This window comes from Nocardia xishanensis NBRC 101358, from assembly GCF_001613365.1.
Taxonomy (GTDB): domain Bacteria; phylum Actinomycetota; class Actinomycetes; order Mycobacteriales; family Mycobacteriaceae; genus Nocardia; species Nocardia xishanensis.
Window position 1 is genome coordinate 54875 of record NZ_BDCF01000020.1, and the last position, 23429, is coordinate 78303.

The 23429-nt window shown below is 69.7% G+C and carries 21 protein-coding genes; 8 read left to right on the forward strand and 13 right to left on the reverse strand.

Annotation, left to right across the window (positions count from 1 at the left end; translation table 11 throughout):
* The first annotated feature begins 140 nt into the window (after positions 1-140).
* Positions 141-992: an oxygenase MpaB family protein gene (locus tag NX1_RS17725; RefSeq protein WP_068060214.1), complete on the forward strand. Its 852-nt coding sequence runs from the start codon at positions 141-143 to the stop codon at positions 990-992.
* Between the two features lie 122 nt (positions 993-1114).
* On the forward strand, positions 1115-1858 hold the full coding sequence (locus NX1_RS17730; RefSeq protein ID WP_157119818.1) for a hypothetical protein: 744 nt from the start codon (positions 1115-1117) through the stop codon (positions 1856-1858).
* A 27-nt stretch (positions 1859-1885) separates the two neighbouring features.
* On the opposite strand, the gene NX1_RS17735 is transcribed toward NX1_RS17730, so the two are convergent.
* Positions 1886-2518, reverse strand: coding sequence for a TetR/AcrR family transcriptional regulator (locus NX1_RS17735; protein ID WP_068060218.1), 633 nt, complete (start codon positions 2516-2518; stop codon positions 1886-1888).
* 161 nt (positions 2519-2679) lie between these two features.
* Between NX1_RS17735 and NX1_RS17740 the strand changes: the two genes are divergently transcribed.
* Positions 2680-3549, forward strand: a complete 870-nt coding sequence (locus tag NX1_RS17740; RefSeq protein WP_068060220.1) for an oxygenase MpaB family protein — start codon at positions 2680-2682, stop codon at positions 3547-3549.
* Here NX1_RS17740 and NX1_RS17745 read toward each other — a convergent pair.
* The 7 genes from NX1_RS17745 to NX1_RS17775 all read right to left on the reverse strand — a co-directional run bounded on the left by NX1_RS17745 (position 3498) and on the right by NX1_RS17775 (position 12964).
* Complete coding sequence (locus NX1_RS17745; protein ID WP_068060223.1) at positions 3498-4505, reverse strand: proline dehydrogenase family protein; 1008 nt, start codon at positions 4503-4505, stop codon at positions 3498-3500. The genes NX1_RS17740 and NX1_RS17745 overlap by 52 nt on opposite strands.
* Positions 4506-4568: 63 nt before the next feature.
* On the reverse strand, positions 4569-6203 hold the full coding sequence (gene pruA / locus NX1_RS17750; RefSeq protein WP_068060226.1) for an L-glutamate gamma-semialdehyde dehydrogenase: 1635 nt from the start codon (positions 6201-6203) through the stop codon (positions 4569-4571).
* A gap of 65 nt (positions 6204-6268) precedes the next feature.
* On the reverse strand, positions 6269-7882 hold the full coding sequence (locus tag NX1_RS38435) for a serine/threonine-protein kinase (protein ID WP_068060229.1): 1614 nt from the start codon (positions 7880-7882) through the stop codon (positions 6269-6271).
* 186 nt (positions 7883-8068) lie between these two features.
* Entirely contained in the window at positions 8069-9178 is a 1110-nt protein-coding gene (gene dapC, locus NX1_RS17760; RefSeq protein WP_068060232.1) for a succinyldiaminopimelate transaminase, read from the reverse strand.
* Positions 9179-9185: 7 nt separating this feature from the next.
* Entirely contained in the window at positions 9186-9506 is a 321-nt protein-coding gene (gene fdxA, locus NX1_RS17765; RefSeq protein ID WP_011211287.1) for a ferredoxin, read from the reverse strand.
* 204 nt (positions 9507-9710) lie between these two features.
* On the reverse strand, positions 9711-10328 hold the full coding sequence (locus NX1_RS17770) for a Uma2 family endonuclease (RefSeq protein ID WP_157119819.1): 618 nt from the start codon (positions 10326-10328) through the stop codon (positions 9711-9713).
* Between the two features lie 35 nt (positions 10329-10363).
* Positions 10364-12964 carry a bifunctional FO biosynthesis protein CofGH gene (locus tag NX1_RS17775; RefSeq protein ID WP_068060238.1) on the reverse strand — a complete coding sequence of 867 codons (2601 nt, stop codon included), beginning with the start codon at positions 12962-12964 and terminating at the stop codon, positions 10364-10366.
* Between the two features lie 171 nt (positions 12965-13135).
* Here NX1_RS17775 and NX1_RS17780 point away from each other — a divergent pair, with 171 nt between their 5' ends.
* The 3 genes from NX1_RS17780 to NX1_RS17790 all read left to right on the forward strand — a co-directional run bounded on the left by NX1_RS17780 (position 13136) and on the right by NX1_RS17790 (position 17331).
* Positions 13136-13633: a PH domain-containing protein gene (locus tag NX1_RS17780; protein ID WP_157119833.1), complete on the forward strand. Its 498-nt coding sequence runs from the start codon at positions 13136-13138 to the stop codon at positions 13631-13633.
* Positions 13630-15381, forward strand: a complete 1752-nt coding sequence (locus tag NX1_RS38035; protein WP_245668549.1) for a PH domain-containing protein — start codon at positions 13630-13632, stop codon at positions 15379-15381. The genes NX1_RS17780 and NX1_RS38035 overlap by 4 nt, the downstream gene beginning before the upstream one ends.
* Before the next feature lie 168 nt (positions 15382-15549).
* Positions 15550-17331 carry an APC family permease gene (locus tag NX1_RS17790; protein WP_068060448.1) on the forward strand — a complete coding sequence of 594 codons (1782 nt, stop codon included), beginning with the start codon at positions 15550-15552 and terminating at the stop codon, positions 17329-17331.
* A gap of 46 nt (positions 17332-17377) precedes the next feature.
* Here the strand turns inward: NX1_RS17790 and NX1_RS17795 are convergent, their stop codons facing one another.
* From NX1_RS17795 to typA, 5 genes are all read right to left on the reverse strand, one after another.
* Positions 17378-17860, reverse strand: a complete 483-nt coding sequence (locus NX1_RS17795; RefSeq protein ID WP_068060241.1) for a hypothetical protein — start codon at positions 17858-17860, stop codon at positions 17378-17380.
* Positions 17857-18015: a hypothetical protein gene (locus NX1_RS36950; protein WP_169812248.1), complete on the reverse strand. Its 159-nt coding sequence runs from the start codon at positions 18013-18015 to the stop codon at positions 17857-17859. The genes NX1_RS17795 and NX1_RS36950 overlap by 4 nt, the downstream gene beginning before the upstream one ends.
* Before the next feature lie 54 nt (positions 18016-18069).
* Positions 18070-18960: an N-acetyl-1-D-myo-inositol-2-amino-2-deoxy-alpha-D-glucopyranoside deacetylase gene (mshB, locus tag NX1_RS17800; protein ID WP_068060451.1), complete on the reverse strand. Its 891-nt coding sequence runs from the start codon at positions 18958-18960 to the stop codon at positions 18070-18072.
* Positions 18957-20702, reverse strand: a complete 1746-nt coding sequence (locus tag NX1_RS17805; RefSeq protein ID WP_068060243.1) for an ABC transporter family substrate-binding protein — start codon at positions 20700-20702, stop codon at positions 18957-18959. The genes mshB and NX1_RS17805 overlap by 4 nt, the downstream gene beginning before the upstream one ends.
* Before the next feature lie 128 nt (positions 20703-20830).
* The gene (gene typA, locus NX1_RS17810) at positions 20831-22729 is read right to left on the reverse strand and encodes a translational GTPase TypA (protein ID WP_068060454.1); all 1899 of its coding nucleotides are present in this window, start codon (positions 22727-22729) and stop codon (positions 20831-20833) included.
* 154 nt (positions 22730-22883) lie between these two features.
* Here typA and NX1_RS36955 point away from each other — a divergent pair, with 154 nt between their 5' ends.
* Positions 22884-23060 (forward strand): hypothetical protein, encoded by a 177-nt coding sequence (locus NX1_RS36955; protein ID WP_169812249.1) that lies wholly within the window; start codon positions 22884-22886, stop codon positions 23058-23060.
* A 48-nt stretch (positions 23061-23108) separates the two neighbouring features.
* Complete coding sequence (locus NX1_RS17820) at positions 23109-23405, forward strand: 4a-hydroxytetrahydrobiopterin dehydratase (protein WP_068060249.1); 297 nt, start codon at positions 23109-23111, stop codon at positions 23403-23405.
* Positions 23406-23429 lie beyond the last annotated feature (24 nt).

Sequence of the window (23429 nt, forward strand, 5' to 3'; positions counted from 1 at the left end):
TACTGCGTGCGCCGCGGCCGCCGACAGCGCCGTACCGCGCGTCACAGCTCGGCGACGACGCGGTGTGACCGTTGACACCCCCGCGAGAGGGTGAGAAGGTTGGAATACATTCTTCTCAACGACGAGAACCGGGCTAGACGATGACCAGTCCCCTTCGCGTATCCCCGTCCAAAGCATCCGGCGACGATTTCGACATCCGCGGCCACCTCGACGGATCGGCCGCCTTCTTCGGCGCGGCCGCGAACGTCATCATGCAGCTCAGCGCCCGGCCGGTCGGCTACGGCGTACTGGAGAGCACGGTCGACAGCGGCAAGATCATGCTGCATCCAGTGAAGCGAACCCGCACCACGCTGACTTATCTGGCCGTGGCCATGCTGGGCAGCGACGACGAACGCGCGGCCTACCGCGCGGCGATCGATCGCTCACACCGCGCCGTCCGGTCCGGCCCCGCCAGCCCGGTGAAGTACAACGCATTCGACCCGAAGCTTCAGCTGTGGGTGGCAGCCTGCCTGTACTGGGGTGCGCGCGATCTACAGGAGCGCATGCACGGCCCGATGGACGAGGTCACCGCGGACGCGTTCTATCGCAACGCCGAACGGCTCGGCACTACGCTCCAGATGCGCCCCGGCCAATGGCCCGCCGACCGGGCCGCGTTCGACCGGTATTGGCACGAGAACCTGGCGCTGACCGTCATCGATCCGCCCGTCCGCGACTATTTCTGGGACCTGGTGAACCTGCGCATGTTCCCGCGTCCCGTTCAGCTCGCCTTCGGCGGGTTCCACCGCTGGGTGACCGCGGGCCTGCTGCCCGAGCGCCTGCGCGATCAGATGGGCATGACCTGGACCGAACGCGACGACCGGCGCTTGGCCGCGCTGCTCACCGCCATCGGCGCGGTGGAAGGCCGGATGCCAAAGGCCGTCAAGGCTTTCCCGGTGAACGCCTTCCTCTGGGACCTGCGCCTTCGCCGCCGCCTCGGACTTCGCCTCGTCTAACGCGCCTCGATATCAGTTAACCCACAGCATCCGCAATACGCCACGCCGGAGGCGAGTGCCCGCGTACGCTTTTTGATCTGGAGAAGGCCAAATAATCGGAGGTAGAACCCCGGGAGGCCATCGTGATCCGTCGAATGATCGTCGCGTCGCTGACCGCAGGAACGCTGTACGCCGTGAGTATCGCCGGTTTGTGCGCACTACCCGCAAATGCCGGGCCCAGCGCGGAGGAAACGCCGTCACGCACCTCGATCGCCATGCGGTCGAGCGTCGGCGCCTCGTGGGGAACCGAGAACCAGTACGAATCCCGCGGCGCCCTCTCCCTGTCCAAGCTCTTCCTCGTGGACTACGCCCTTCGCCACGGCGACGGCTCCGCGACCGACAGGGACCTGGGCGAGCGCATGATCCGCTTCTCCGACGACGGCGCGGCCAGCGCGATGGAAGGCAAATACCCGCAGGCCATCGACGCCATCGCCGCCGAGTACGGGCTCGGTGCCACCCGGTCGGGGACGGGTGACTGGAGCACCGCGATCACCAGCAGCGCCGACGTCGCCGACTTCTTGCACGCGAAGCAACTCCGTGACCCGAGTTCGCTGATCTTCCAATGGATGGCGACGGCGGGCGAAACGGCCGCCGACGGCACCGTGCAGAACTGGGGAACCGCCCGCCTGCCCGGGGTACTCGGCACCAAGTGGGGATGGTCGGATCTCGGTGCGCCCGAGGTCGGCTCGGCCTCCTATGGAACCGGGTTCACCGTGGCGGCCTTCACCTGGGGCACGGCCGACGATCAGACCGGCGACGTGCTCGGCGCACTGCCCAGCGTGGTGGTCGACGTGCTCGGTGTGTCCGCCTGGTTCGCCCCTCGCTGAGCGCGCGCCCGCCGGCACGGCGGGCGCTCAGCGCACCCGGAACGAGACCACCACGTGGTCGCGGGCGAACTCGCGCAGGGCGGCGTCGTCGCCGAACGGAATCACGGTCTGCGGGGTCAGCGCCAGCGACACCGCGGTGCGCGCGATCATCTCGGCCAGCGGGGCTGGGTCGTACGCGGGCAGTTTGCCCTCCCCTTGGAGCCGAGTGATGAACTCGGCCACGTAATCGCGCCCGAGTTCGATGATCGGCGCGCCCTTCACGGTGAGGAACGGAAGCACCAATTCGGGTTCGGTGGCAAGCAAACGGTGCACCAGTTGGTTGCCGCGCAGGCCGTTCACGAACGCGACGAACAGCGCGACGATCTGCTCTTCGGCGCCGGCGTCCCGGTCGACCTGGCGCTGCAGCACGCCGTCCACCTCGTCGATGAACTCGCGCGTCTGGCGCAGCGCGACCGCCTCGATCAGATCGGATTTGCTGGCGAAGCGCCGATAGAGGGTGGCCAGTGACAGGCCGCAGCGCCGGGCAACCTCGACCATGCTGGTCCGCTTGATGCCGAAATCCAGGAAGGCCACCAGCGCGGCGTCGAGCACGCGCGCCTGGTTGCGATCCTCCGGACCGGAGTTGCGCACGAGCGGCAGCAATTTCGTCAGGCTCGCCATGTCACCCACCCTCTCCTCGGCGAAACGATGACACCGTCAGCATCGCATACCTTCACTCGTCTCGACCGGTGACCTTTGACAGCACCCGCCCTCAGATGACAAGGTGACCACAAAACCTTCTCATCGCTTCACCGCCGGTGAACGGAAAGACGAGGACGACGATGACCGCGCCCCTTCGTGCGACGACGCCCGAGCCGGTGCCCGGCAGCCGTTACGGCACCGCCGAGGACTTCGACATCGAGGAGTTCTGGAGCGGCGTTGCCGCCTTCCTCGGCGGCACCGCGAACGTGATCATGCAGCTGAGCCTGATGCCGGTCGCTTACGGCGTGCTGGAGAGCACCGTCGAATCCGGCAAGGTCACCGTGCACCCGTGGAAGCGGCTGCGCACCACGCTCACGTATCTCGCGGTCGCCCTGATGGGCACCGAGGAAGAGCGGGCCGCCTATCGCGATGCGGTGAACACCTCGCATCGCACCATCCGGTCCGGCGCCGAAAGCCCGGTGAAATACAACGCCTTCGACCCGAACCTCCAGCTGTGGGTGGCCGCCTGCCTCTACTGGGGCATCGTGGACCTGGAGGAGCGCCTGCACGGCCCGCTCGACGAGGCCGACGCCGACGCGTTCTACCAGTACGCCGCCCGGCTCGGCACCACCTTGCAGATGCGCGCGGAGCTGTGGCCCGCCGACCGCGCCGCCTTCGCCGAGTACTGGAACGCCAATCTGGGCACCAAGACCATCGATGCACGCACCCGCGCCTACTTCGACGGCCTGATCGACCTGCGCATGGTCGCGCCGCCGCTGCGCCTGTTCGCGCCGATGCAGCGCTTCATCGTCACCGGGCTCCTGCCGCCGCACCTGCGCGACGAGATGGGCATGCGCTGGACACCCCGCCAGGACCGCGCGCTGGGTCTGCTGCTGCGCGCGATCGGCGCGGTCCATCGCAGGCTTCCCCAGCGGCTGCGGCTCTTTCCGATGAACTTCTACCTGTGGGACCTGCGCAGGCGGCGCCGGCTCGGCAAGCCGCTGGTCTGATCGCGATCGCCGGCCAGCGCGCGCAGGAAGAACGCCAGATTCGCCGGTCGCTCGGCCAGCCTGCGAGTGAGGTAGCCGTACCACTCGTCGCCGTAGGGGACGTAGACCCGCATCGGGTGACCGGCCCGCGCCAGCCGCAGCTGCTCGGCGTCGCGCACCCCGTACAGCATCTGGTGCTCGAATTCCCCTGTGCCGCGACCTGATTCGGCGGCCATCCGCTGGGCGGCCGACACCAGCGCCGGGTCGTGGCTGGCCACCATCGGGTACCCACGTCCGCGCATCAGGATCTCCAGGCAGCGCAGGTAGGAATCGGTCACCTCGACGGCCCGCTGGTAGGCCACCGCCGCGGGCTCGCGATAAGCCCCCTTGCACAAGCGGATTCGTGAGCCCGGCCCGGCGAACTCGGCGCAGTCGTCCCGAGTGCGGTGCAGGTACGACTGGAGAACCATACCGAGCCAAGGGAATTCCGGCCGCAGCTCGCGCACGGCCGCCAAGGTGGCGTCGGTGGTGGTGTGGTCTTCGGCGTCCACCGTGACCCACACGCCTGCCTCGGCGGCCTTGGTGCACACGGTGCGCAGGTTATCGGTGGCGATAGCCGGACCGTCTACCGGCAGTGCCTGCCCGAGCGCGGACAGCTTGACCGAGACCTCCACCGGCATCGCCGCGCCATCCGGCCGCGCCGACCTGTCGGCGGCGGCGAGTTCGTTGATCAGCGAAAGGTATTCCGCCACCGTGGCATCGGCGCGGGCCCGGTCGGTGGTGTTCTCGCCGAGGTAGTCGATGCTGATCAACCTGCCGCTGTCGAGCAGCGCACGCACCACCGGCGCCAGCTCGGCCCGCGACTCGCCAGGCACGAACCGGCGCACGATCTCCGCGGTGACCGGTGTCCCGGTGAGGGCGCGCTTCATCCGCGGCGAGGCGGCCGCCGCGAGAATCACCGGACGCAGCGGGTTCATCGGTCCTCGAGAATGTCACGCATCACGCCTCCTTCTTCCGGCCGGCGCCCGGCGCCGCCGGTCTCACGAGTCCATGTGCGGGTACCGGTGCTGTACCGGCGGCACGAATGTCTCCTTGATGGTGCGCGGCGCCGTCCAGCGCAGCAGGTTCAGCGGCGAGCCCGCCTTGTCGTCGGTGCCAGAGGCGCGCGCGCCGCCGAACGGCTGCTGGCCGACGACGGCGCCGGTGGGCTTGTCGTTGATGTAGAAATTGCCCGCCGCGAAACGCAGAGCGGCGCCGGCCTGTTCGGCGGCATTGCGATCGTCGGCGAAGATGGCGCCGGTCAGCGCGTACGGCGCGGCCGATTCCACCTCGGCCAGAATCGCTGCGTACGAACCGGGTTCGGCGTCGTCGTAGACGTGCACCGAGAGGATCGGCCCGAAGTACTCGGTGGTGAACGACTCGTCGCGCGGATCGTCGGAGAGCAGCACCGTCGGCCGGACGAACCAGCCTTCGCTGTCGTCGTAGGTACCGCCGACCGGAATGGTGACGCCCGCGGCCCTCGCGCGTTCGATGGCCGCGACGTTCTTGTCGAAGGCGCGCCGATCGATCAGCGCCCCGCCGAAGTTCGACAGGTCGGCCACGTCGCCGTAGCGGATCTCGTCGGTCGCGGCGAGGAAGTCGTCACCGATGGCCCGCCAGACCGAACGCGCGATGTAGGCGCGCGAGGCCGCCGAGCACTTCTGGCCCTGATACTCGTATGCGCCACGAATAAGCGCGGTGCGCAAGGCATCCGGGTCGGCCGACGCGTGGGCGACGATGAAGTCTTTGCCGCCCGTCTCCCCGACCAGTCGCGGATATCCGTGGTAGCGGCCGATATTCGCGCCGACTTGCTGCCACAGCGATTGAAAGGTGCGGGTGGAGCCGGTGAAGTGGATGCCTGCCAGGCGCGGGTCGGCGAGCGCCACCTCCGAGAGCTGGATCCCGTCGCCGGTGACCATGTTGATCACGCCGGGCGGCAGGCCCGCCGCCTCCAGCAGCCGCATCGTGTGGAACGCGGCGAGCGTCTGCGTCGGCGAGGGCTTCCACACCACCGTGTTGCCCATCAGCGCGGGCGCGGTCGGCAGGTTGCCCGCGATGGCGGTGAAGTTGAACGGCGTGATCGCGTAGACGAAGCCCTCCAGCGGCCGGTAGTCCATCCGGTTCCACACGCCGGGGCTCGACTGCGGCTGCTGGGCCATGATGTCGCGCGCGAACGCCACGTTGAACCGCCAGAAATCGACCAGCTCGCACGGCGCGTCGATCTCGGCCTGCGCCACCGACTTGGACTGGCCGAGCATCGTCGCGGCGGCCAGCTTCTCCCGCCACGGTCCGGCCAAGAGATCGGCCGCGCGCAGGAAGACCGCGGCCCGGTCGTCGAAGGGCATGCTGCGCCATCCCGGCGCGGCCGCGATGGCCGCCTCGATGGCTCCGTGTGCTTCCGAATGAGTGGTATCGGTATAGGTCCCCAGCACGTGCCGATGACGATGCGGCGCGACGATCTCGTGCCGCTCGCCGATACCCGGCCGATGCTTGCCGCCGATGACCAGCGGCACGTCGACGGATTCGGCGGAGATCTCGGCCAGCTCGGCCATCAGCAGCTCGCGCTCGCGACTCCCCGGCGCATACGTGTGCACCGGCTCGTTGGTCGGAGTAGGGACAACCGTGACAGCGTCCATAACTCAGGCTAGCCCCAAATCCAGGTGTGGACGGAGCCCTCGGGCCACCGCGTGTCGGACGCGGTTCAGAACGGCGCCTCGGCCCACCAACCGTCGCGCACCTCGTCGAACGTGTGCCCCGGCCAGGCGACCTCGACCAGGATCGACGAGGTGGACGGGCTCACCCAGCCGTGCGCCGCCAGGGTGAACGGCGCGGCTGGATCGGTCGGCCGGAACACCTGGAGCCCACCGGGCCTGCTGAATTCGCGTTCGCCGGTCAACATGGCGTGCGCGGCGAGGTAGGCCTGTACCTCGCGGAACCCTTCGTACTCGGTGTACCAGGCGGTGACGCCGTCCGGATCGGTGCAGACGATCTGGCGCAGCGGCAGCGGGTCACCCGGCGCGGTCACCACCGTCGCCGCGGCGTGGCAGCGGGCGCCATGCCATCCCGTTCCGTCCGGGCTCGCCGGGATGAGCTGGGGAAAGGCGATCGCGACGGAATGCTGCGCACCCCACGCCCGCGGCTGCGGCCGGTTCGGGCGGACGAACTTCAAGTAGACGCCGACGGCGGCCACCGCACCCAGCCCGAGCACCAGCGCGGACACCAGCAGCAGCACGGAGAACGTCCGCCACCCGGACGACACCTTCCGTCCGGCGGCCCGCGCGGGTGGCGCGGCGAACGCGGCCGGACCGCTGGCCCAGCCGTGCGCGACCGCCGAACGCGGATCGGTCGCGCTCGCCGCCCTCGGCGCGGCGAGCGCCGTCTCCGTCCAGAGCGGAGTCCGCGGTGGAGTGAGCGGCGCCGAGCTGACCGAATCGTCTGCTGCCGCATGATCCGCGAGCCCGGGCGTGGTCACGCGACCGGTCACTGCCCGCGCCACCGCATCCGCGAAGGCACCGCAACCGGCGAAGCGGCGCGCCGGGTCCTTGTCCATCGCCCGGGCGATCGCCTCGTCCACCGCGGACGGCAGCCCCGGCACGAGCGATCCGGCTCGTGGCGGAGGCTGGGTGAGGTGTGCGGCGACGACCGCGCCCGGGTTGGTCCCGGTGAACGGCGGCTGTCCGGTCAACAGGGCGAACAGGGTGCAGCCGAGCGCGTACTGATCAGCGCGATGGTCGACCGGTCCGCCCGAAAGCTGTTCCGGCGCGGCGTAAGCCAGGGTGGCGTGCAATTCGCCGGTCCTGGTCAGCTGGTGGGTGTCCTCGAGCATTCGCGCGATGCCGAAATCGCTGAGCAGCACCCGGTCGCCGCCACCGTGCGCGGCGCTGAGCAAGATGTTGGCCGGTTTCACGTCCCGGTGCAGCACGCCGCGGTCGTGCGCGTAGTCCAGCGCGGCCGCGGTCTGGGCAACGATTCCGGCGGCGCGCGCCGGGTCCATCGGCCTGCCGCGGAACGCGGCCGCGTCGCCGCCGTCGACGTACTGCATGGAAATCCACAGCACGCCCTCGTCGGCGCCGCGATCGAGCACCGACACGATGTTCGGATGATCGAGCCGCGCAACGACATCGGCCTCGCGCTCGAATCGCCGCCGCGCTTCCTCGTCGGCGTAGAGCTGCCGATCGAGCAGCTTGAGCGCGATAAGGCGCGGCAGCCGCGGGTGACCGGCCAGGTAGACCGTGCCCATTCCGCCGCGGCCGAGCACCCGCTCGATCCGGTAACCGGCGAACACCTCGCCGACGGCGAGCCCCACCCCCTGCATCACAGCAACCTTTCACCGAGCCGATCGAGCGTCACGAGTGTACGAAGCGGGGTACATCAAGGCGAGCCGGTCACCTGTCGGCGCAGGTCGCGACCGGCTCGTGCCTACGTCGCCACATCGTGACCGGCCCATCGCGGCAACGCTCCCGCGCCGGACGAGGAACACTGTCGCCGGTGCGGGGCGAAATCAGTTCGCGCGCAAGCGCTCCACCGCGGCGGCGATGCGTTCGTCGGTCGCGGTCAGTGCGATCCGCACGTGCTCGCCCGAGGTCGGCCCGTAGAAGTCACCGGGCGCCGCGAGGATGCCGCGCTCGGCCAGCCAGTCCAGCGTGGTCCGGCAGTTCTCGCCGCGGGTGGACCACAGATACAGCCCGGCCTCCGAGTGATCGATGCGGAAACCAGCGCCCTGCAAGGCATTCCGGAGCTGCTCGCGGCGGGCGCGGTAGCGTTCGCGCTGCTGTGCCTCGTGCGCGTCGTCGCCGAGCGCGGCCGTCATCGCGGCCTGGATCGGGTAGGGCACCATCATGCCCGAGTGCTTGCGCACCTCGAGCAGCTCGGCGACCAGTTCGGGATCGCCCGCCACGAAACCGGCGCGGTAGCTGGCCAGGTTCGAGGTCTTCGAGAGCGAATGCACCGCGAGCAGACCAGTGTGGTCGCCGTCGCACACTTCGGGATCCAGGATCGAGAAGGGGCGGCTGTCCCAGGAAAGACCGAGGTAGCACTCGTCGGACGCGACGATCGCGCCACGCTCCCGCGCGAACGCGACGACCTTGCGCAGGTGCTCGACGCCGAGTACCCGGCCGGTCGGGTTGGACGGCGAATTGAGGTAGATCAGCGCGGGCGACTGGGGGCCGAGCCGGGTGAGCCCGTCGGCCCGCAGTATCTGGGTGCCCGCGAGCAGCGCGCCGACCTCGTAGGTCGGGTAGGCGATCTCCGGGATGACCACCAGATCACCGGAGCCGAGGCCGAGCAGTCTCGGCAGACCCGCGATCAGTTCCTTGGTGCCGATCACCGGCAGCACCGCCGCCGGGTCGAGTCCGGTGATCCCGTACCGGCGCTTCAGCGCGTCGACCGCGGCCGCGCGCAGTTCGGGAGTGCCGTGCGTGGTCGGGTAGCCGGGGATCTCCGCGACCGCGTTCAGCGCCGCCCTGATGATCGGGGCGACGGGGTCCACCGGGGTGCCGACCGACAGATCGACGATCCCGCCGGGATGCGCCGCGGCTCTCGCCTTGACCGCCGCGATGGTGTCCCAGGGAAAATCGGGCAGCAGAGCGCTGACCCGGCCACGCGAACTCACTCGGGTCTCACTCGCCCATCGGGGGAAGTTCTTTGATGAACGGCGGGTCGTAGTCGACCTTGCCGACCTTGGTCGCGCCGCCCGGCGAACCCAGCTCGTCGAAGAAATCGACATTGGCGTTCACGTATCCGCTCCACTGGTCCGGCGTGTCGTCTTCGTAGAAGATCGCCTCCACCGGGCACACCGGCTCACATGCACCACAGTCCACGCACTCGTCGGGATGGATGTACAGCATGCGACCACCCTCGTAGATGCAGTCCACGGGGCATTCCTCGATGCATGCCTTGTCCTTCACGTCAACGCACGGTTCAGCGATGATGTACGGCACTGCCGCTCTCCTAGTCTGTCCTCACCTGCGGGGATGGTCCGCCACGCAAAACCCTATCCCGACCACCCCACGTTACTACTGGTCAGCCTGCCCTAACTTCACCGGCTCCGCCCCCGCTCGCGGCGGGTATACCGGGTTCTCGTCCGCATCGAGGCCAAGCAGCCCGAGCTTAGTACTCCCAGCCGATCTTCTGCCGTCTCACGCCTATTGCGGTGGCGCGATCTCCAGTTCGGCCCACCGCAGTTCCAGTGGGAACGGATCCGACACCGAGACCGCCACCGGGCCCATGTCTCGATGTGTTGTGCCGACGTGCGTATACGGACCCGCGCGACCCGACAGCGCATAACGCTCGATCGTCAATGCGCCTACCTTGTCGAAGCTGAGCAGCCAGTAGTGCGGTATTCCGGCATCCGCGTAGTCACTCATCTTGTGCACGCGGTCGCGTCGAGCCGACCAGGTCGACAGCACTTCGGCGACGATCAGGCAGTGATCGGCGGCCAGTTGCTCGAACTCCGGCAAACACCGATGCAGTACCGCGTCGGGCTTGCGAGCTGTGGGCGGCACTTCCCAGAGCAGGACATCGACCTCGGTGTTCGTCTCGTAGCAGGAGCCGTGGCCACCGCGTCGCATCTCGTCGACAGCCACACGCTCCAACGCCAGGGAAAGCCTCGTACCGACCTTCTGGTGATCGCGGCTGCGCTGCTCCCGCGGCACGACGAAACCGTCGACGATCTCCATGCCTCGGCGGATGTCCTCGTCCAGGTCGAGATACGTCTCCCAAGTGATCGGCTCCGGTTGCGGGCCCTGCCAGCTGACGGTCACGATCCGATCGTAGTCGCGCACACTGCCGCCGACCGCTATCCGAGCGACAACGAAAGGGCGTGTGACTTGCGATCGACCCGGCCGTAGGTGGTCGTGCGTTCCCTGGCGGGACGGCCGATGCCGGCGGCGATCTCGACGAGCTCGGCGACCGTCTTCGCCGAGCCGTGCTGCGAGCCCGCCATCCGGGAGATGGTCTCCTCCATGAGTGTGCCGCCGAGATCGTTCGCGCCGCCGTCGAGCATCATGCGGGTGCCCGCCGTGCCGAGCTTCACCCAGCTGGTCTGGATGTTGTCGACGCGGCCGTGCAGCATGATGCGAGCCAGCGCGTGGGCCGCGCGGTTGTCGCGGATCGTCGGACCAGGCCGCGCCGCGCCCGCCAGATAGAGCGGGGCGCTCTGGTGCACGAAGGGCAACAGCACGAATTCGGTGAAACCGCCTGTCTGGTCCTGGATTCCGCGAATCACGCGCAGGTGGCCCACCCAATGCTTCGGGCTGTCGACGTGCCCGTACATCATGGTCGAACTGGAGCGAAGGCCGATCTCGTGGGCGGTGGTGATCACCTCGATCCACGCCGACGTGGGCAGCTTGCCCTTGGTGAGTACCCAGCGCACCTCGTCGTCCAGGATCTCCGCGGCGGTGCCGGGAATGGTGTCGAGCCCGGCCTCCTTCAGCGCGACCAGCCAGTCGCGGATGCTCTGCCCGCCGCGCGAGGCGCCGTTGACGATCTCCATCGGGCTGAAGGCGTGCACGTGCATGGACGGCACCCGCTGCTTCACCGCGCGCACCAGATCCGCGTAGCCGGTGACCGGCAGATCCGGATCGATGCCGCCCTGCATGCAGACCTCGGTGGCGCCGTCGACGTGCGCCTCCCATGCCCGGTCGGCGACCTCGTCGGTGCTCAGCGTGAACGCGTCGGCGTCGCCCTTGCGCTGGGCGAACGCGCAGAAGCGGCAGCCGGTGTAACAGATGTTGGTGAAGTTGATGTTCCGGTTCACCACATAGGTGACGTCGTCGCCGACCGTGTCGCGGCGCAGCTGGTCGGCCAACGCTGTGACGGCCTCGAGATCGGCGCCCTCAGCGGTGGCCAGCGCCAGGTAGTCGGCGTCGGAGAGCCCGGCGGGATCGCGTTCGGCGGCGCGCAGCGCGGCGAGCACGTCGGCGTCGAGCCGCTCGGGGGCCGAGGTGGCCAGGTCACGCGCCTGTTCGCGAATGGTGTCCCAATCGCCGAACGCGCCGACCACGTCCTGGCCGAGCGCGGAGTCGCTGCGGCTCTCGGTGTTGCGGCCCTCGGTGTCGATGGCGGTGTTCAAGTCGACCCGGCCCGCGGAGTCCCACGATTCGTCCGGCTCCTGCCACGGCAGGCCCGCCGGGATCGCGTCCGGATTCGCCAGACCGGTCGCGGGATCGGTCAGCGCGGCCACGTGCGCGCCGATGCGCGGATCCACCCACGGGTTGCCCACGAGGACGTATTTCGGGTGCGCCGAAGTCCTTTCGACGAGCTGGTAGCCCGCCGCCTCGGTGATCTCGCGCAGCGTGTCCAGATTCGGCCACGGCCGTTCGGGATTCACGTGATCCGGGGTCACCGGCGAGACGCCGCCCCAGTCGTCGATGCCCGCGTCGATCAGCGCCAGGCATTCCTCCAGCGACACCAGATTCGGCGGAGCCTGCACCGGCACGTCCGGGCCGAGCAGCAGGCGGGTCACCGCGATGGTCGCGCGGAACTCGGCCAGATCGGCGTCGGGCGCGTCGCGCATGGCGGTGTCGTCCTTGGCGCGGAAGTTCTGGATGATGACTTCCTGGATGTGCCCGAAAGCCTTGTGCTGCTTACGAATCGCCATGATGGACTCGGCGCGCTCGGTCAGCGTCTCGCCGATGCCGACCAGGATGCCGGTGGTGTACGGCACCGAGAGCCGCCCGGCGTCGGTGATGGCGCGCAGCCGCACCGCGGGGTCCTTGTCGGGACTGCCGTAATGGCACTGCCCCTTCTCGGTGAACAGCCGCGTCGAGGTGGTCTCCAGCATCATGCCCATGGACTGGGCCACCGGCTTGAGACGGGCGATCTCCTCCCAGCTCATCACGCCGGGATTCAGGTGTGGCAGCAGGCCGGTCTCCTCGAGCACCATGATCGAGACGGCGCGCAGGTAGTCCAGCGTGGAGTCGTAGCCGCGCTCGTCGAGCCACTGCGCGGCCTCCGGCCAGCGCGCCTCCGGCCGGTCGCCGAGGGTGAACAGCGCCTCCTTGCAGCCGAGCGCGGCGCCGCGGCGGGCGATGTCGAGCACCTCGTCGGGCTCCAGGAACATGCCCTTGCCCTCGGCGCGCAGCTTGCCAGGCACCGTCACGAACGTGCAGTAGTGACACTTGTCCCGGCACAACCGGGTCAGCGGAATGAACACATTGCGCGAATAGCTGATGGTCTTCGGCCTGCCCGCGGACTCGAGGCCGGCGTCGCGCACCCGCGCCGCGCTGCGACACAGCTCGACCAGATCCTCGCCGCGCGCGTGCAGCAGCACCGCGGCCTCGTCCACGTTCAGCGTCACGCCGTCTCGGGCCCTGCGCAGCGCGCGGCGCATGGCCGACGGGCTGGGCGGGGCGGGCGGGACACTCGGGGTCGCTAGCTCGGTCACGCCCTCGATCATGCGCTACCCATCCTGGACTGTCTCCCTCCAGTGCTCGTGTGTGAGCGTAAACAGCTCACGGGCACGGCGAGCCGCGCGGGACCCGTCGTGAGCGTTCACAACCTCACCATGCGCCACGGTTATTCCGCCGGCGCGGCGCGGGTGGCGAATGTTCGTGCAACCATGGCAGGCATGTCGCAGCCGCGCACGATCATGGCCGACCCGGCCTGGCGCCCGAGCCCCAAGGCCAAACTGCTGTGGACCGTGCAGGCGGCGCTGTCGTGGGCGGTGCCGTTGTTCGCGCTGCTCGTGTGGGCCGCGGTGGACTCACAGCGCCGCGGCTGGCAACTGACCGCGCTGGTGATCGGGCTGTTCTGCGCGGCGTTCAGCGTCGCCGTCGTGCCGTGGTGGCGCTACGCGGTGCACCGGTGGGAGGTCACCGACGAGGCCGTGTACACCAGGGTCGGCTGGCTCGCCCAGGAGAGCAGGGTCGCGCCGATCTCGCGGGTGCAGACCGTCGACACCGAACGCGGTCCGCTGGAGCGGCTGCTCGGCCTGGCCACGGTCACGGTAACCACCGCCTCGTCGGCGGGCGCGGTGCAGATCTCGGCGCTCGACCTGCCGGTCGCCGAAGCGACCGTGACGCGGCTGACCGAGATCGCCGCACGACATCGCGGAGACGCGACATGACCGAACCGCTACCCGGCGACATCGGACCGCCGTGGGCGAGGCTGGACCAGCGAATGCTGTTGGTGCACCCGGTCACCGAGGTGATCAGGTTCATCCCGGTGCTCATCGGGTCACTCATCCTCGGCACCAGCAGCGGCAATCCCGCGTGGAGCATCATCCCGCTGGCGCTGATCGTCGGATTCGCGATCACCCGCTGGTTCACCACGACCTATCGGGTCGGACCGACCCACGTCGAACTCCGGACCGGATTGCTCCAGCGCAGAGAGCTTTCGGTGCCGCGCAGCCGGATCAGATCCGTCGACATCGAATCCGATCTGCTGCACCGGGCATTGGGTCTTGCCGTGGTGGTCATCGGCACCGGGCAGCAGGCCGACAGCGGAGAGAAGTTCAAGCTCGACTCACTCGACGCGCGGGTGGTGCCCGCGTTGCGCGCGGAGCTGCTCGCGCACACGGGGCGTCCGGCCGGGACTCATGTCCAGGCCACGGGCGTCGCCGATGAGGAAGCGGCTCGGGCGCGGTCGCGGGAGATCGGGCACTGGCGGCCACAATGGGTGCGGTACGCGCCGCTGTCGCTGACCGGGTTCGCCGTCATCGCGCCGGTGGTCGGCGCGGCGTTCCAGTACGGGCTCGGCGAGTGGCTGTTCGAGTCCGAGGCCGCGCAGGATATCGGTGATCGCGCCGTCGCCGCCATCGTCCTCGCCGTGCTCGGCCTGATCGCCGTCATCGTGCTCCTGGTCAGCCTCGCGGCGTGCACGCGATACCTGACCACGTATTTCGGCCTCCGCGTGCTGAACGACGGCCGCACACTGCACCTGCGCCACGGCCTGTTCACCACCAGGCAGATCACCCTCGACCTGGCCCGCTTCCGCGGCGCGACCGTCAACGAGCCACTGCTGCTTCGCCTTTCGGGCGCCGCCGAACTCGAGGCCATCATGGTCGGCGAGAACCCGCGCCAGAAGATCCTCCCGCAGGCCCCGCGCGCCGCGGTCGAACGCACCCTCGCGGAACTGCTGAGTCCGCGCGCGAGACCGGGAGGTGCGCCAGGCGCGCCACCCGGCGCCGGCAGACCGGAGGCCGTCACCGCGCCCGAATTTCGTGCCGCCGCTGTCCAACACGCGCCACCCGGTCAACCGGCGCCGCTATCCACCACCGGGCCCGAGCCACGCGCTGTCGAGGCCGAACCTCCCCCGCTCGATCAGGGCACGCTACCGCGACCTTCTGAGTCCGAACCCCGCGCGTCCAGTCCCAGTGCCGCAAGCGAACTCGTGCCCGTGGCGCAGCTGACCGCCCGGCTCACCCGGCACGGTCCCGTCGCGCGCCGCCGCCGGTACACCAGGGCCCTGTCCCCCGTCGTCCTGCTGACTGTCGCGGTGCTCGCCATCGCGCTCGATACTCCCGTCTCTCCGTGGTGGTGGCTGTTGCCCGTCGTCGCCGCGGCGCTCGCCGTCGCTTTGGCCGAAGACCGCTACCGTGGCCTGGGCCACGCCGTCCTTCCCCGCACCGAGGCCGGGCCCGCCTGGCTCATCACGCGCGCCGGGTCCCTCGATCGCGATCGCGACTGCTTGGAGGCGCCCGGCATCATCGGCTGGACCGTTCGCCAATCCTTCTGGCAGCGCCGATCCGGCGTCGCCACCGTCATCGCCGCCACGGCCGCGGGCAAGAAGCGCTACCACGTCATCGACATCCCGCTGCCGCAAGCCTGGGCCCTCATCGAAGCCGTCACCCCCGGCGCGCTCGGCCGCCGCTGACACACCTCCCGCACACGTCGCAGAGGTCGTATGCGCCGCGCGGCAGCAAAGGGTCTGGCTGCTAGGCGCACAGACGTGTCGCTGGGGGACGGGCGTGCGGGGGCGGCGTTGAATGGGTATGTGGTCGAGACCGTAGCGCGCGACGAGTCCCGGATCGCCGATCGGCGGATGCGCCGGATGCAACGGGGCGATGCCTTCCGGCTCACCGCGTTCGGGGGGCTCGCGGCGCTCTCGCTGGACGCTCTGTCCAGCGTCGCCTACGGCCCCGAGGCCATCGTGCTCGTGCTCGTCGGCGCGGGTGCGGCGGCGGTGCAGTGGGCACTCCCGGTCTCGCTGGCGATCGCCGCTCTGTTGCTGGTGCTCGTCCTCTCCTACCGCCAGGTGATCGCCGCGCACCCGGACGGCGGCGGCGCGTATGCGGTGGCGAAGAAGGATCTCAGCCGGGGAGCGAGCCTGCTGGCCGCCGCCAGCCTGGTCGTCGATTACGTGCTGACGGTCGCGGTCAGCCTTTCGGCGGGCGCCGCCAGCCTGGCCAGCGCGTTTCCGGCCCTGCGTGATCACGAGCTGGAGGTCGCGCTCGCGGCGCTCACGCTCATCGCCATAGTGAATTTGATCGGCGTCGCCGAGTCCGCGAGAGTGCTGATGGCGCCGATGCTGCTGTTCGTCGGCTGCGTCCTCGGCGTGATCGCCGTCGGGCTGCTGCGGGCGGAGCCGGTGGCCGTGATCGGTGACGATCCAGGGCCGCTCGTCCCGATCGAGGCGCTCGGAGTGTGGTTGCTGCTCAAGGCTTTCGCCGCGGGCTGTTCCGCGCTGACCGGTGTGGAGGCGATCGCGAACGCGGTGCCGTCCTTCCGCACGCCCGCCGTCCGGCGCGCCCAGCACACCGAGGTCGCGCTCGGCATCCTGCTGTGCGTGATGCTCCTGGGTCTGGCGCTGCTGATCCGCATACACCACGTGGTGCCGCGCGGAGGAGTGACGATTCTGGCTCAGCTCGCCGCCGCCGCGTTCGGCACCGGATGGCCGTTCTACCTCGTGAACGTGGCCGTCGCGGTGACGCTCGGGTTGGCGGCCAACACGAGTTTCGGCGGGCTGCCCGTGCTGCTGGCGCTGCTGGCGAAGGATCGCCGGATGCCCTCGCTGTTCACGCTGCGCTCCGAGCGGCCGGTCTTCCGGTACGGCGTGACCGCGCTCGCCTTGGCAGCGGGCACGATTCTGATACTGGTCGACGCCCGGACGCACAGCCTGCTTCCGCTGTACGCGATCGGCGTCTTCATCGGCTTCACCCTCAGCCAGTGGGGACTGGTCCGCCACTGGCAACGGCAGCGCGACCCGGGCTGGGGGCCGCGCGCCGCGCTCAACGGGTTCGGCGCGTGCTTGACCGCCGTGGCCGCTGTGGTGTTGCTGGCCGAGAAGTTCACCGAAGGTGCCTGGCTGCTGCTGGTGATCATCCCGCTGTTGATCATCTTGTTCGCCAGGACCGAGAACTACTACCGAACGGTCGCCGCGGAACTGCGTCTCGGGGAGATCCCGCCGCGACCCGAGATCTCGGCCGGGACAAGGGCTTTGGTCATCATCCCGGTGGTCGCCGTGAGCGAGGCGACCGCCCGCGCGCTCGCCGTAGCGCTGCGCACGCGCGGCGAGATCGTCGCCGTCGCCGCCGAGATCGACCCCGCCGCCACCAAACGCCTCAGCGCCCGCTGGAAAGAATGGGATCCCGGCGTCCCGCTCACGGTGCTGCCGTGCCCGCACCGCAATCTGGTCACCACCTTGGTCGGCTACGTACGCAAACAGACCGCCAGGGGCCGCGACGTCACCGTGCTGGTCACCCACGTCGAAGCCCGCCACTGGCGCCACCGCCTGCTGCACAACCCGCGCGGCCCCGTGCTCGCCGCCGCGCTGCGCGCCCGCACCGACGCCGTCATCGCCACCCTGCCGATCCGCGTCGACTGACCCGCGCGACGACTTCGTCAGCGGTTGCAGTGCGAGGCGTGCGAGGTCAGTGCTGGACTGGGCGGAGGTAGAGGTAGGCCAGGGGCGGGACCAGGCCGCAGAGGAGTAGCAGGAGGGTCGGCCAATCGCTCAGGAGCACGAGATCCCCGCCGGGGCCTGCGACGGTGCAGGCCAGGAAGCCGAAGGTCCAGACGATGACCGGCAGCAGAGCGACGCGGATGCTATCGGTGAGGGTGCGCATCGCCGCGATCAGCAGGACGTTGAGCGTGGCGGCGAGCAGGACCGTCACCGGGAAGGCGATCGCGCCCGAGCCGGACGCCGCGGCGAGCGGTGCCGCCACCAGGCTCGTCTCCTTCGGCGCCGGGAGATGCGAGGCGCCCAGATAGACGGGCAGATAGAGGACCTCGAAGGCCAGGGTGAACAGCCCGCTCAGTACGAGCACGGCCATCAGCGCCAGCCGTATGGGTTCGGCGATCCACCTTCGATCATCGGTATGGGGCGCGTCAGCGCGCTTGTCGATCGCCGTCACGGCACCGGCGGGTAGCCGAGGATGGTCAGCAGGTGGCTCTGCATGTCGACGAAGGCGTACAGCACCGACATGTACAGCTCGTGCTGGTGCTCCGCGCCGGGGCGCAAGCTGTCCACGAAGGCCGAGATGGCGTTCTGGAGGTCCCAGTTGTACACGTCTTGGAGTCTATGCCCCGCCGCGGAGGCCGCGGATCGCGCACCGTGTCCGGTTCAGCCGATCCCGCTGAACAAGTCGTGTTCGCGCCCGTCCGGTCCGACCGGCCCACGCGCGCCGCGGACCAGCACGAAATGTTCCTCGGGCAGCACCGGCTGAGCGATGTCGTTGGAGAGCGCGAACTCCCGCCCGGACGGCGCGACCGTCACCTGGGTGGCGTGTGCCCGCAGCGCCGCACGCTTGGCGGCCAGCGCGTCGGACACCTCGACGGTGGTCGTCACGGTGTGACTCGGCACGCTGGCCAACTCCCCCGCCGCGGGCAGCCGCCAGCCCTTCGGCAGCGCGCCGGGCAGGCCGTCGACCGTGCGGCGGGCCAGCGCCTCGGTGTACAGCCGCAGCATGTCGGCGTCGGTCACGGTCCAGTAGAACTTCGGCACGTCCCAGCCGCGCTCGGCCGCTTCGTGCACCGCGGCCGTGGCGACCTCGTGCGCCCTGATGTGATCGGGGTGGCCGTAGCCGCCGCGCGGGTCGTAGCCGATCACCACCCGCGGCCGCAGCTCGAGCAGGATCTCGACGAGCGCGTCCACCGCCTCGGAACCGGAGCGCACGAACGCCCTCGGGTGCTCGGCCGACGGCGTGCCCGCCATCCCGGAGTCCCGCCAGCGACCTGCCCCGCCCAGGAAGCGCGGCGGCGCGGCGTCCAAAGCGGCCAGCGCCCTTGTCAATTCGAGGATCCGGTAGCCGCCGAGTTGATCGGCACGATCCGCGGTGAGCTGGGCCCACCGCTCGCCGATCACCTCGCCTTCCTCGCCGAGGGTGCAGGTGACCACGGTGACCGGGACGCCGCGACGGCGGTAGTGCGCGATCGTGCCGCCGGTGGTGATGGATTCGTCGTCCGGATGCGCGTGCACGAGCACGATGCCGCCGGTTCCTTCGGCGGCGGTCACGGGATTCTGCGCCACATCGCGGCGTCGCCGAAGATGCCCACCTGGATGGCGCCGCTCAGCGACGCGCCGTCGACGCGCGGGCCCGCGGCGGCGACCAGGTTGTCCTGCACGATCGGCAGCACCGTGGCCAGCCCCCACAGCGCGGGCTCGGCCTCGGCGAGCACCTTCGGGACGTCGATGCCGCGCAGCGCCGCGTCGATCGCGGGTTGCAGCACCGGATCGCACACGCCGGACAGGTTGCTCGGCGCGCGCCGCGCCGCCTCCACCGCGGCCTGTGCCTCGCCGTCACGGGGGCCGGGTTCCGGCGGCAGGCAGCTGTAGCGGGAGGCCAGCACGTTGGCCGGATCCGCGCCCGCGACCTCCCAGCCGACGATGGCGTCCACGCCGCCCTCTACCAGCTCCTTGCCGTACAGCGCGTCGGCGGCGACGCTGCGCACGCTGGCATCGATACCGGCGCTGCGCAATTGGTCGGCGGCGGTGTTGGCCACCGCGAGCGCGGTCGCGTCACCGGTGACCGCGCCGATCCGGAGGGCGAGCACCTTGCCGTTCTTCGCGACCGGCCGCGGCTGCGGCGCGGGCGAGGTCGGCGAGACCACCGCCGGTGGTTCCGGAGCGCGGGCGAAACCCGCCTCGGCCAGCAGCGCGAACGCTTCGTCAGGTGCGGGGCGGGGCGGAGCGGTCGGCGCGTAGCCGGGGTCGGATGGCGTCAGTATCTGCGCGCGCACCGGCTCGACCCAGCCGCCGGTCTGCGCGCCGACGGTGGCAAGCAGCGCGGGATCGAGCAGCGCGAGCACGCCACGCCTGACCCGCGGATCGGCGAGTTCGGTGGTGCGCCCGTTCAAGACGAACTGGAGTTCGCGCGATTGCGCCATGATCGCGGTGCGCACCGACGGGATCGCGGCCAGTTGCGCCTGGGTCGCGACACCGCCGTGCACCAGCGCCATCTGCGCGTCACCGGTGCGCAGCGATTCGGCCAGCTGCGCGGGAGTTCCGCCGCGGCGCAACAAGATCTGATCCGGACCTGCCGGAGTGCCCCAGTAGCGGTCGTTGCGTTCCAGCAGGATCTCGTCGCGGCCGGGATCCACCGACTTGATCGCGAAGTTGCCGCCGGACACCGGGATGCCCTCCGCGAGACCGTTGGCGAATCCGCCCGGCTGATCCTTGATCAGGTGCGAGGGAAGCAGATTCGCGAACAGCTCGCGCCACGCGGGATACGGCTGGGTCAGCACGACGGTGACAGTCTTGCCGCCGCCGGAGGAGTTCACATCCGAAATCAGCCGGTAGGCAGCCGAATCCGCGACACCGGGCTGGGTAAGCATCTGCTGCCAGAGGAAACGGAAGTCCTCGGCGGCGATCGGCGCGCCGTCGGACCAGTTGGCCTGGTTGCGCAGCGTGTAGGTGATGGTGAACGGTTCCTGACTGGTGACCTCGGCGGAGGTCACCAGCGCGGTGTCCGGCACCCAGTCGGTGGCGCCGCGCACGATGGGGTTCGGCACCGGACGGAACGGGCTCGGCAACACCATCGAGCTCACCGCGGAGGTGGCGGGCGACTGATCCGACCGCAGGTGCGGGTTGAACCCGATGCCGATGTCGTCGATCCCGACGACGACGGTGTTCTTGCCCGGCTTGGCAGGCGTCGTCTTCGGGCTGTCCGTGCTCTCGATGGGCGGGGGCGGGTTCGCGGTGCATCCGGCGAGCACCGTCACGGAGGCCGCCAACAAAACCATCAGTGCGCGCGACATCGCGCGTCGTGTTGCCCCCGAGGTCACGCCCGGCACTCTACTTCGCCGAGCCCCCGTTCGCCTACGCGGCGCCGCCGCGCTCTCGCGCAGCGGCGCCGGGGCTTCGCGTTCGCCGATCCGCTTGCGCACTACAACGCGGCCCGGTCCCGCGCCTTCCGCCTGGACAGCTCACGGGCCCGCTCGTTCTGGCCGAGGACGACCTTGCGCACCCGGACCACTTCGGGGGTGACCTCGACGCACTCGTCGGCGGCGCAGAACTCCATCGCGCCTTCCAGATCCAGCTGCAGTGGCTTGGCCAGGGTCTCGATCACGTCGGCGGTGGAGCTGCGCATGTTGGTCAGCTTCTTCTCGCGGGTGACGTTGATGTCGAGATCCTCCGCGCGCGGGTTGATGCCGACCACGTGGCCCTCGTAGGTGTCCGCGCCCGGCTCGACGAAGAACTGGCCGCGGTCGGCGAGCTGGATCATCGCGAACGGCGTCACCGAGCCCGCGCGGTCGGAGACCAGCGAGCCGGTGTGGCGGGCCCGGATCTCGCCCGCCCACGGCGCGTAGCCGTGCGAGACGGCGTTGGCGATGCCGGTGCCCCTGGTCTCGGTGAGGAAGTCGGTGCGGAAGCCGATCAGGCCGCGCGAGGGAACGATGAACTCCATCCGCACCCAGCCCGCGGCGTGGTTGCTCATCTGCACCATCTTGCCCTTGCGCGCGGCGAGCAGCTGGGTGATCGCGCCGAGGTACTCCTCGGGGCAGTCGATGGTCAGCTCTTCGTAGGGCTCGTGCACCTTGCCGTCGACCTGCTTGGTGACCACCTGTGGCTTGCCGACGGTCAGCTCGAAGCCTTCGCGGCGCATGGTCTCCACCAGGATGGCCAGCGCCAGCTCGCCGCGGCCCTGCACCTCCCACGCGTCGGGACGGCCGATGTCGAGGACGCGCAGCGAGACGTTGCCGACCAGCTCCTGGTCCAGCCGCGACTTCACCATGCGCGCGGTCAGCTTGTGGCCCTGCACCCGGCCGACGAGCGGCGAGGTGTTGGTGCCGATGGTGACCGAGATCGCGGGCTCGTCGACGGTGATGCGCGGCAGCGCGACCGGGTTGTCGATGTCGGCGAGGGTGTCGCCGATCATGATCTCCGGGATGCCCGCGATGGCGACGATGTCGCCCGCGACGGCCACCTCGCCGGGCTGGCGCTCGACGCCGATGGTCTGGAGCAGCTCGGTGATCTTGACGTGCTTGACGCCGTCGGCGTGCATCCACGCGACGTTCTGGCCCTTGCGCAGCTCGCCGTTGTGCACGCGCACCAGCGCGAGGCGGCCGAGGAACGCCGAGGCGTCGAGGTTGGTGACGTGCGCCTGCAGCGGAGCCGCCGCATCGCCCTTGGGCGCCGGGATGTACTCCATCAGCACGTCGAACAGCGCGTCGAGGTTCTCCGCGTCGGGCGCGCTGCCGTTCTCCGGGCGCTCCTTGGATGCCTTGCCCTCACGGCCGGAGGCGTAGAGCACCGGCAGGTCGAGGGCGAGCTCGGCGGCCTCGGCCGCGGCGTCGTCCAGGTCGGAGGCCAGGTCGAGGAGCAGGTCGTGGCTCTCCTCGACGACCTCCTCGATGCGCGCGTCGGGGCGGTCGGTCTTGTTGACGACCAGGATCACCGGCAGCGACGCGGCCAGCGCCTTGCGCAGCACGAAGCGGGTCTGCGGCAGCGGGCCCTCGGAGGCGTCGACCAGCAGCACGACGCCGTCGACCATGGAGAGGCCGCGCTCGACCTCACCGCCGAAGTCGGCGTGGCCGGGGGTGTCGATGACGTTGATGACGGTGACCGAGCCGTCGGGATGGTGCCGGTGCACCGCGGTGTTCTTGGCGAGAATGGTGATGCCCTTCTCGCGCTCCAGATCGCCGGAGTCCATCACCCGGTCGACCGGTTCGGCCCGCTCGGCGAAGGCGCCCGACTGGCGCAGCATGGCGTCGACCAGCGTCGTCTTGCCGTGGTCGACGTGGGCCACGATGGCGACGTTGCGAAAATCGCGTGCAGACGACACGCCTGAATCCTCCTGCTGTTCGGTGTTGGTACCGGCCGACCCCTGCAAACAGGTGGAGAATGAAAACTCACCGGGCATCGCGGCCAGCTACAGACTACCGGCTACCGAGCGACCCCCACGTATCAGGCGCTCGAGTAAGGGTATGCTAACCATCGTGGGCAAGGTCAAGGCTAAGAAGGTTTCGGGTCTGAAACCCAAGAAGAAGTGCTGTCGCAAGAAGACGCGCTGCTTCAAATGCCCCGTTGTCATCATGCGGATGAAGAAGGCCGAGGCCGCCGGGCTGTCCGGCAAGGATCTCAAGAAAGCGCTGAAACAGGCTCGGGCAGCCTGAATTCCGCAGATTCCGGTGCACCCTCGGCAAACGGGGTACAACCGGCTTATGAGCACCCCATTGCTTTCCGAAGCCGAGATCGCCGACGCGCTGGCCGGGCTGCCCAACTGGAGCCGCTCCGGCGACAACATCACCCGCACCGTGCAGGCCGCCTCGTTTCCGGCGGGCATCGATCTGGTGCGCCGGGTCGCCGACGCGGCCGAGGCCGCGAACCATCATCCCGACATCGATATTCGCTGGCGGAAGGTGACCTTTGCGTTGTCCACCCATTCCGCGGGCGGCCTGACCGCGTTGGACTTCGGCCTGGCCCGCGAGATCGACCTGCTCGCGTCGCAGTCCGAGTAGCCGTCTATCACTCCGGCAGCCGCG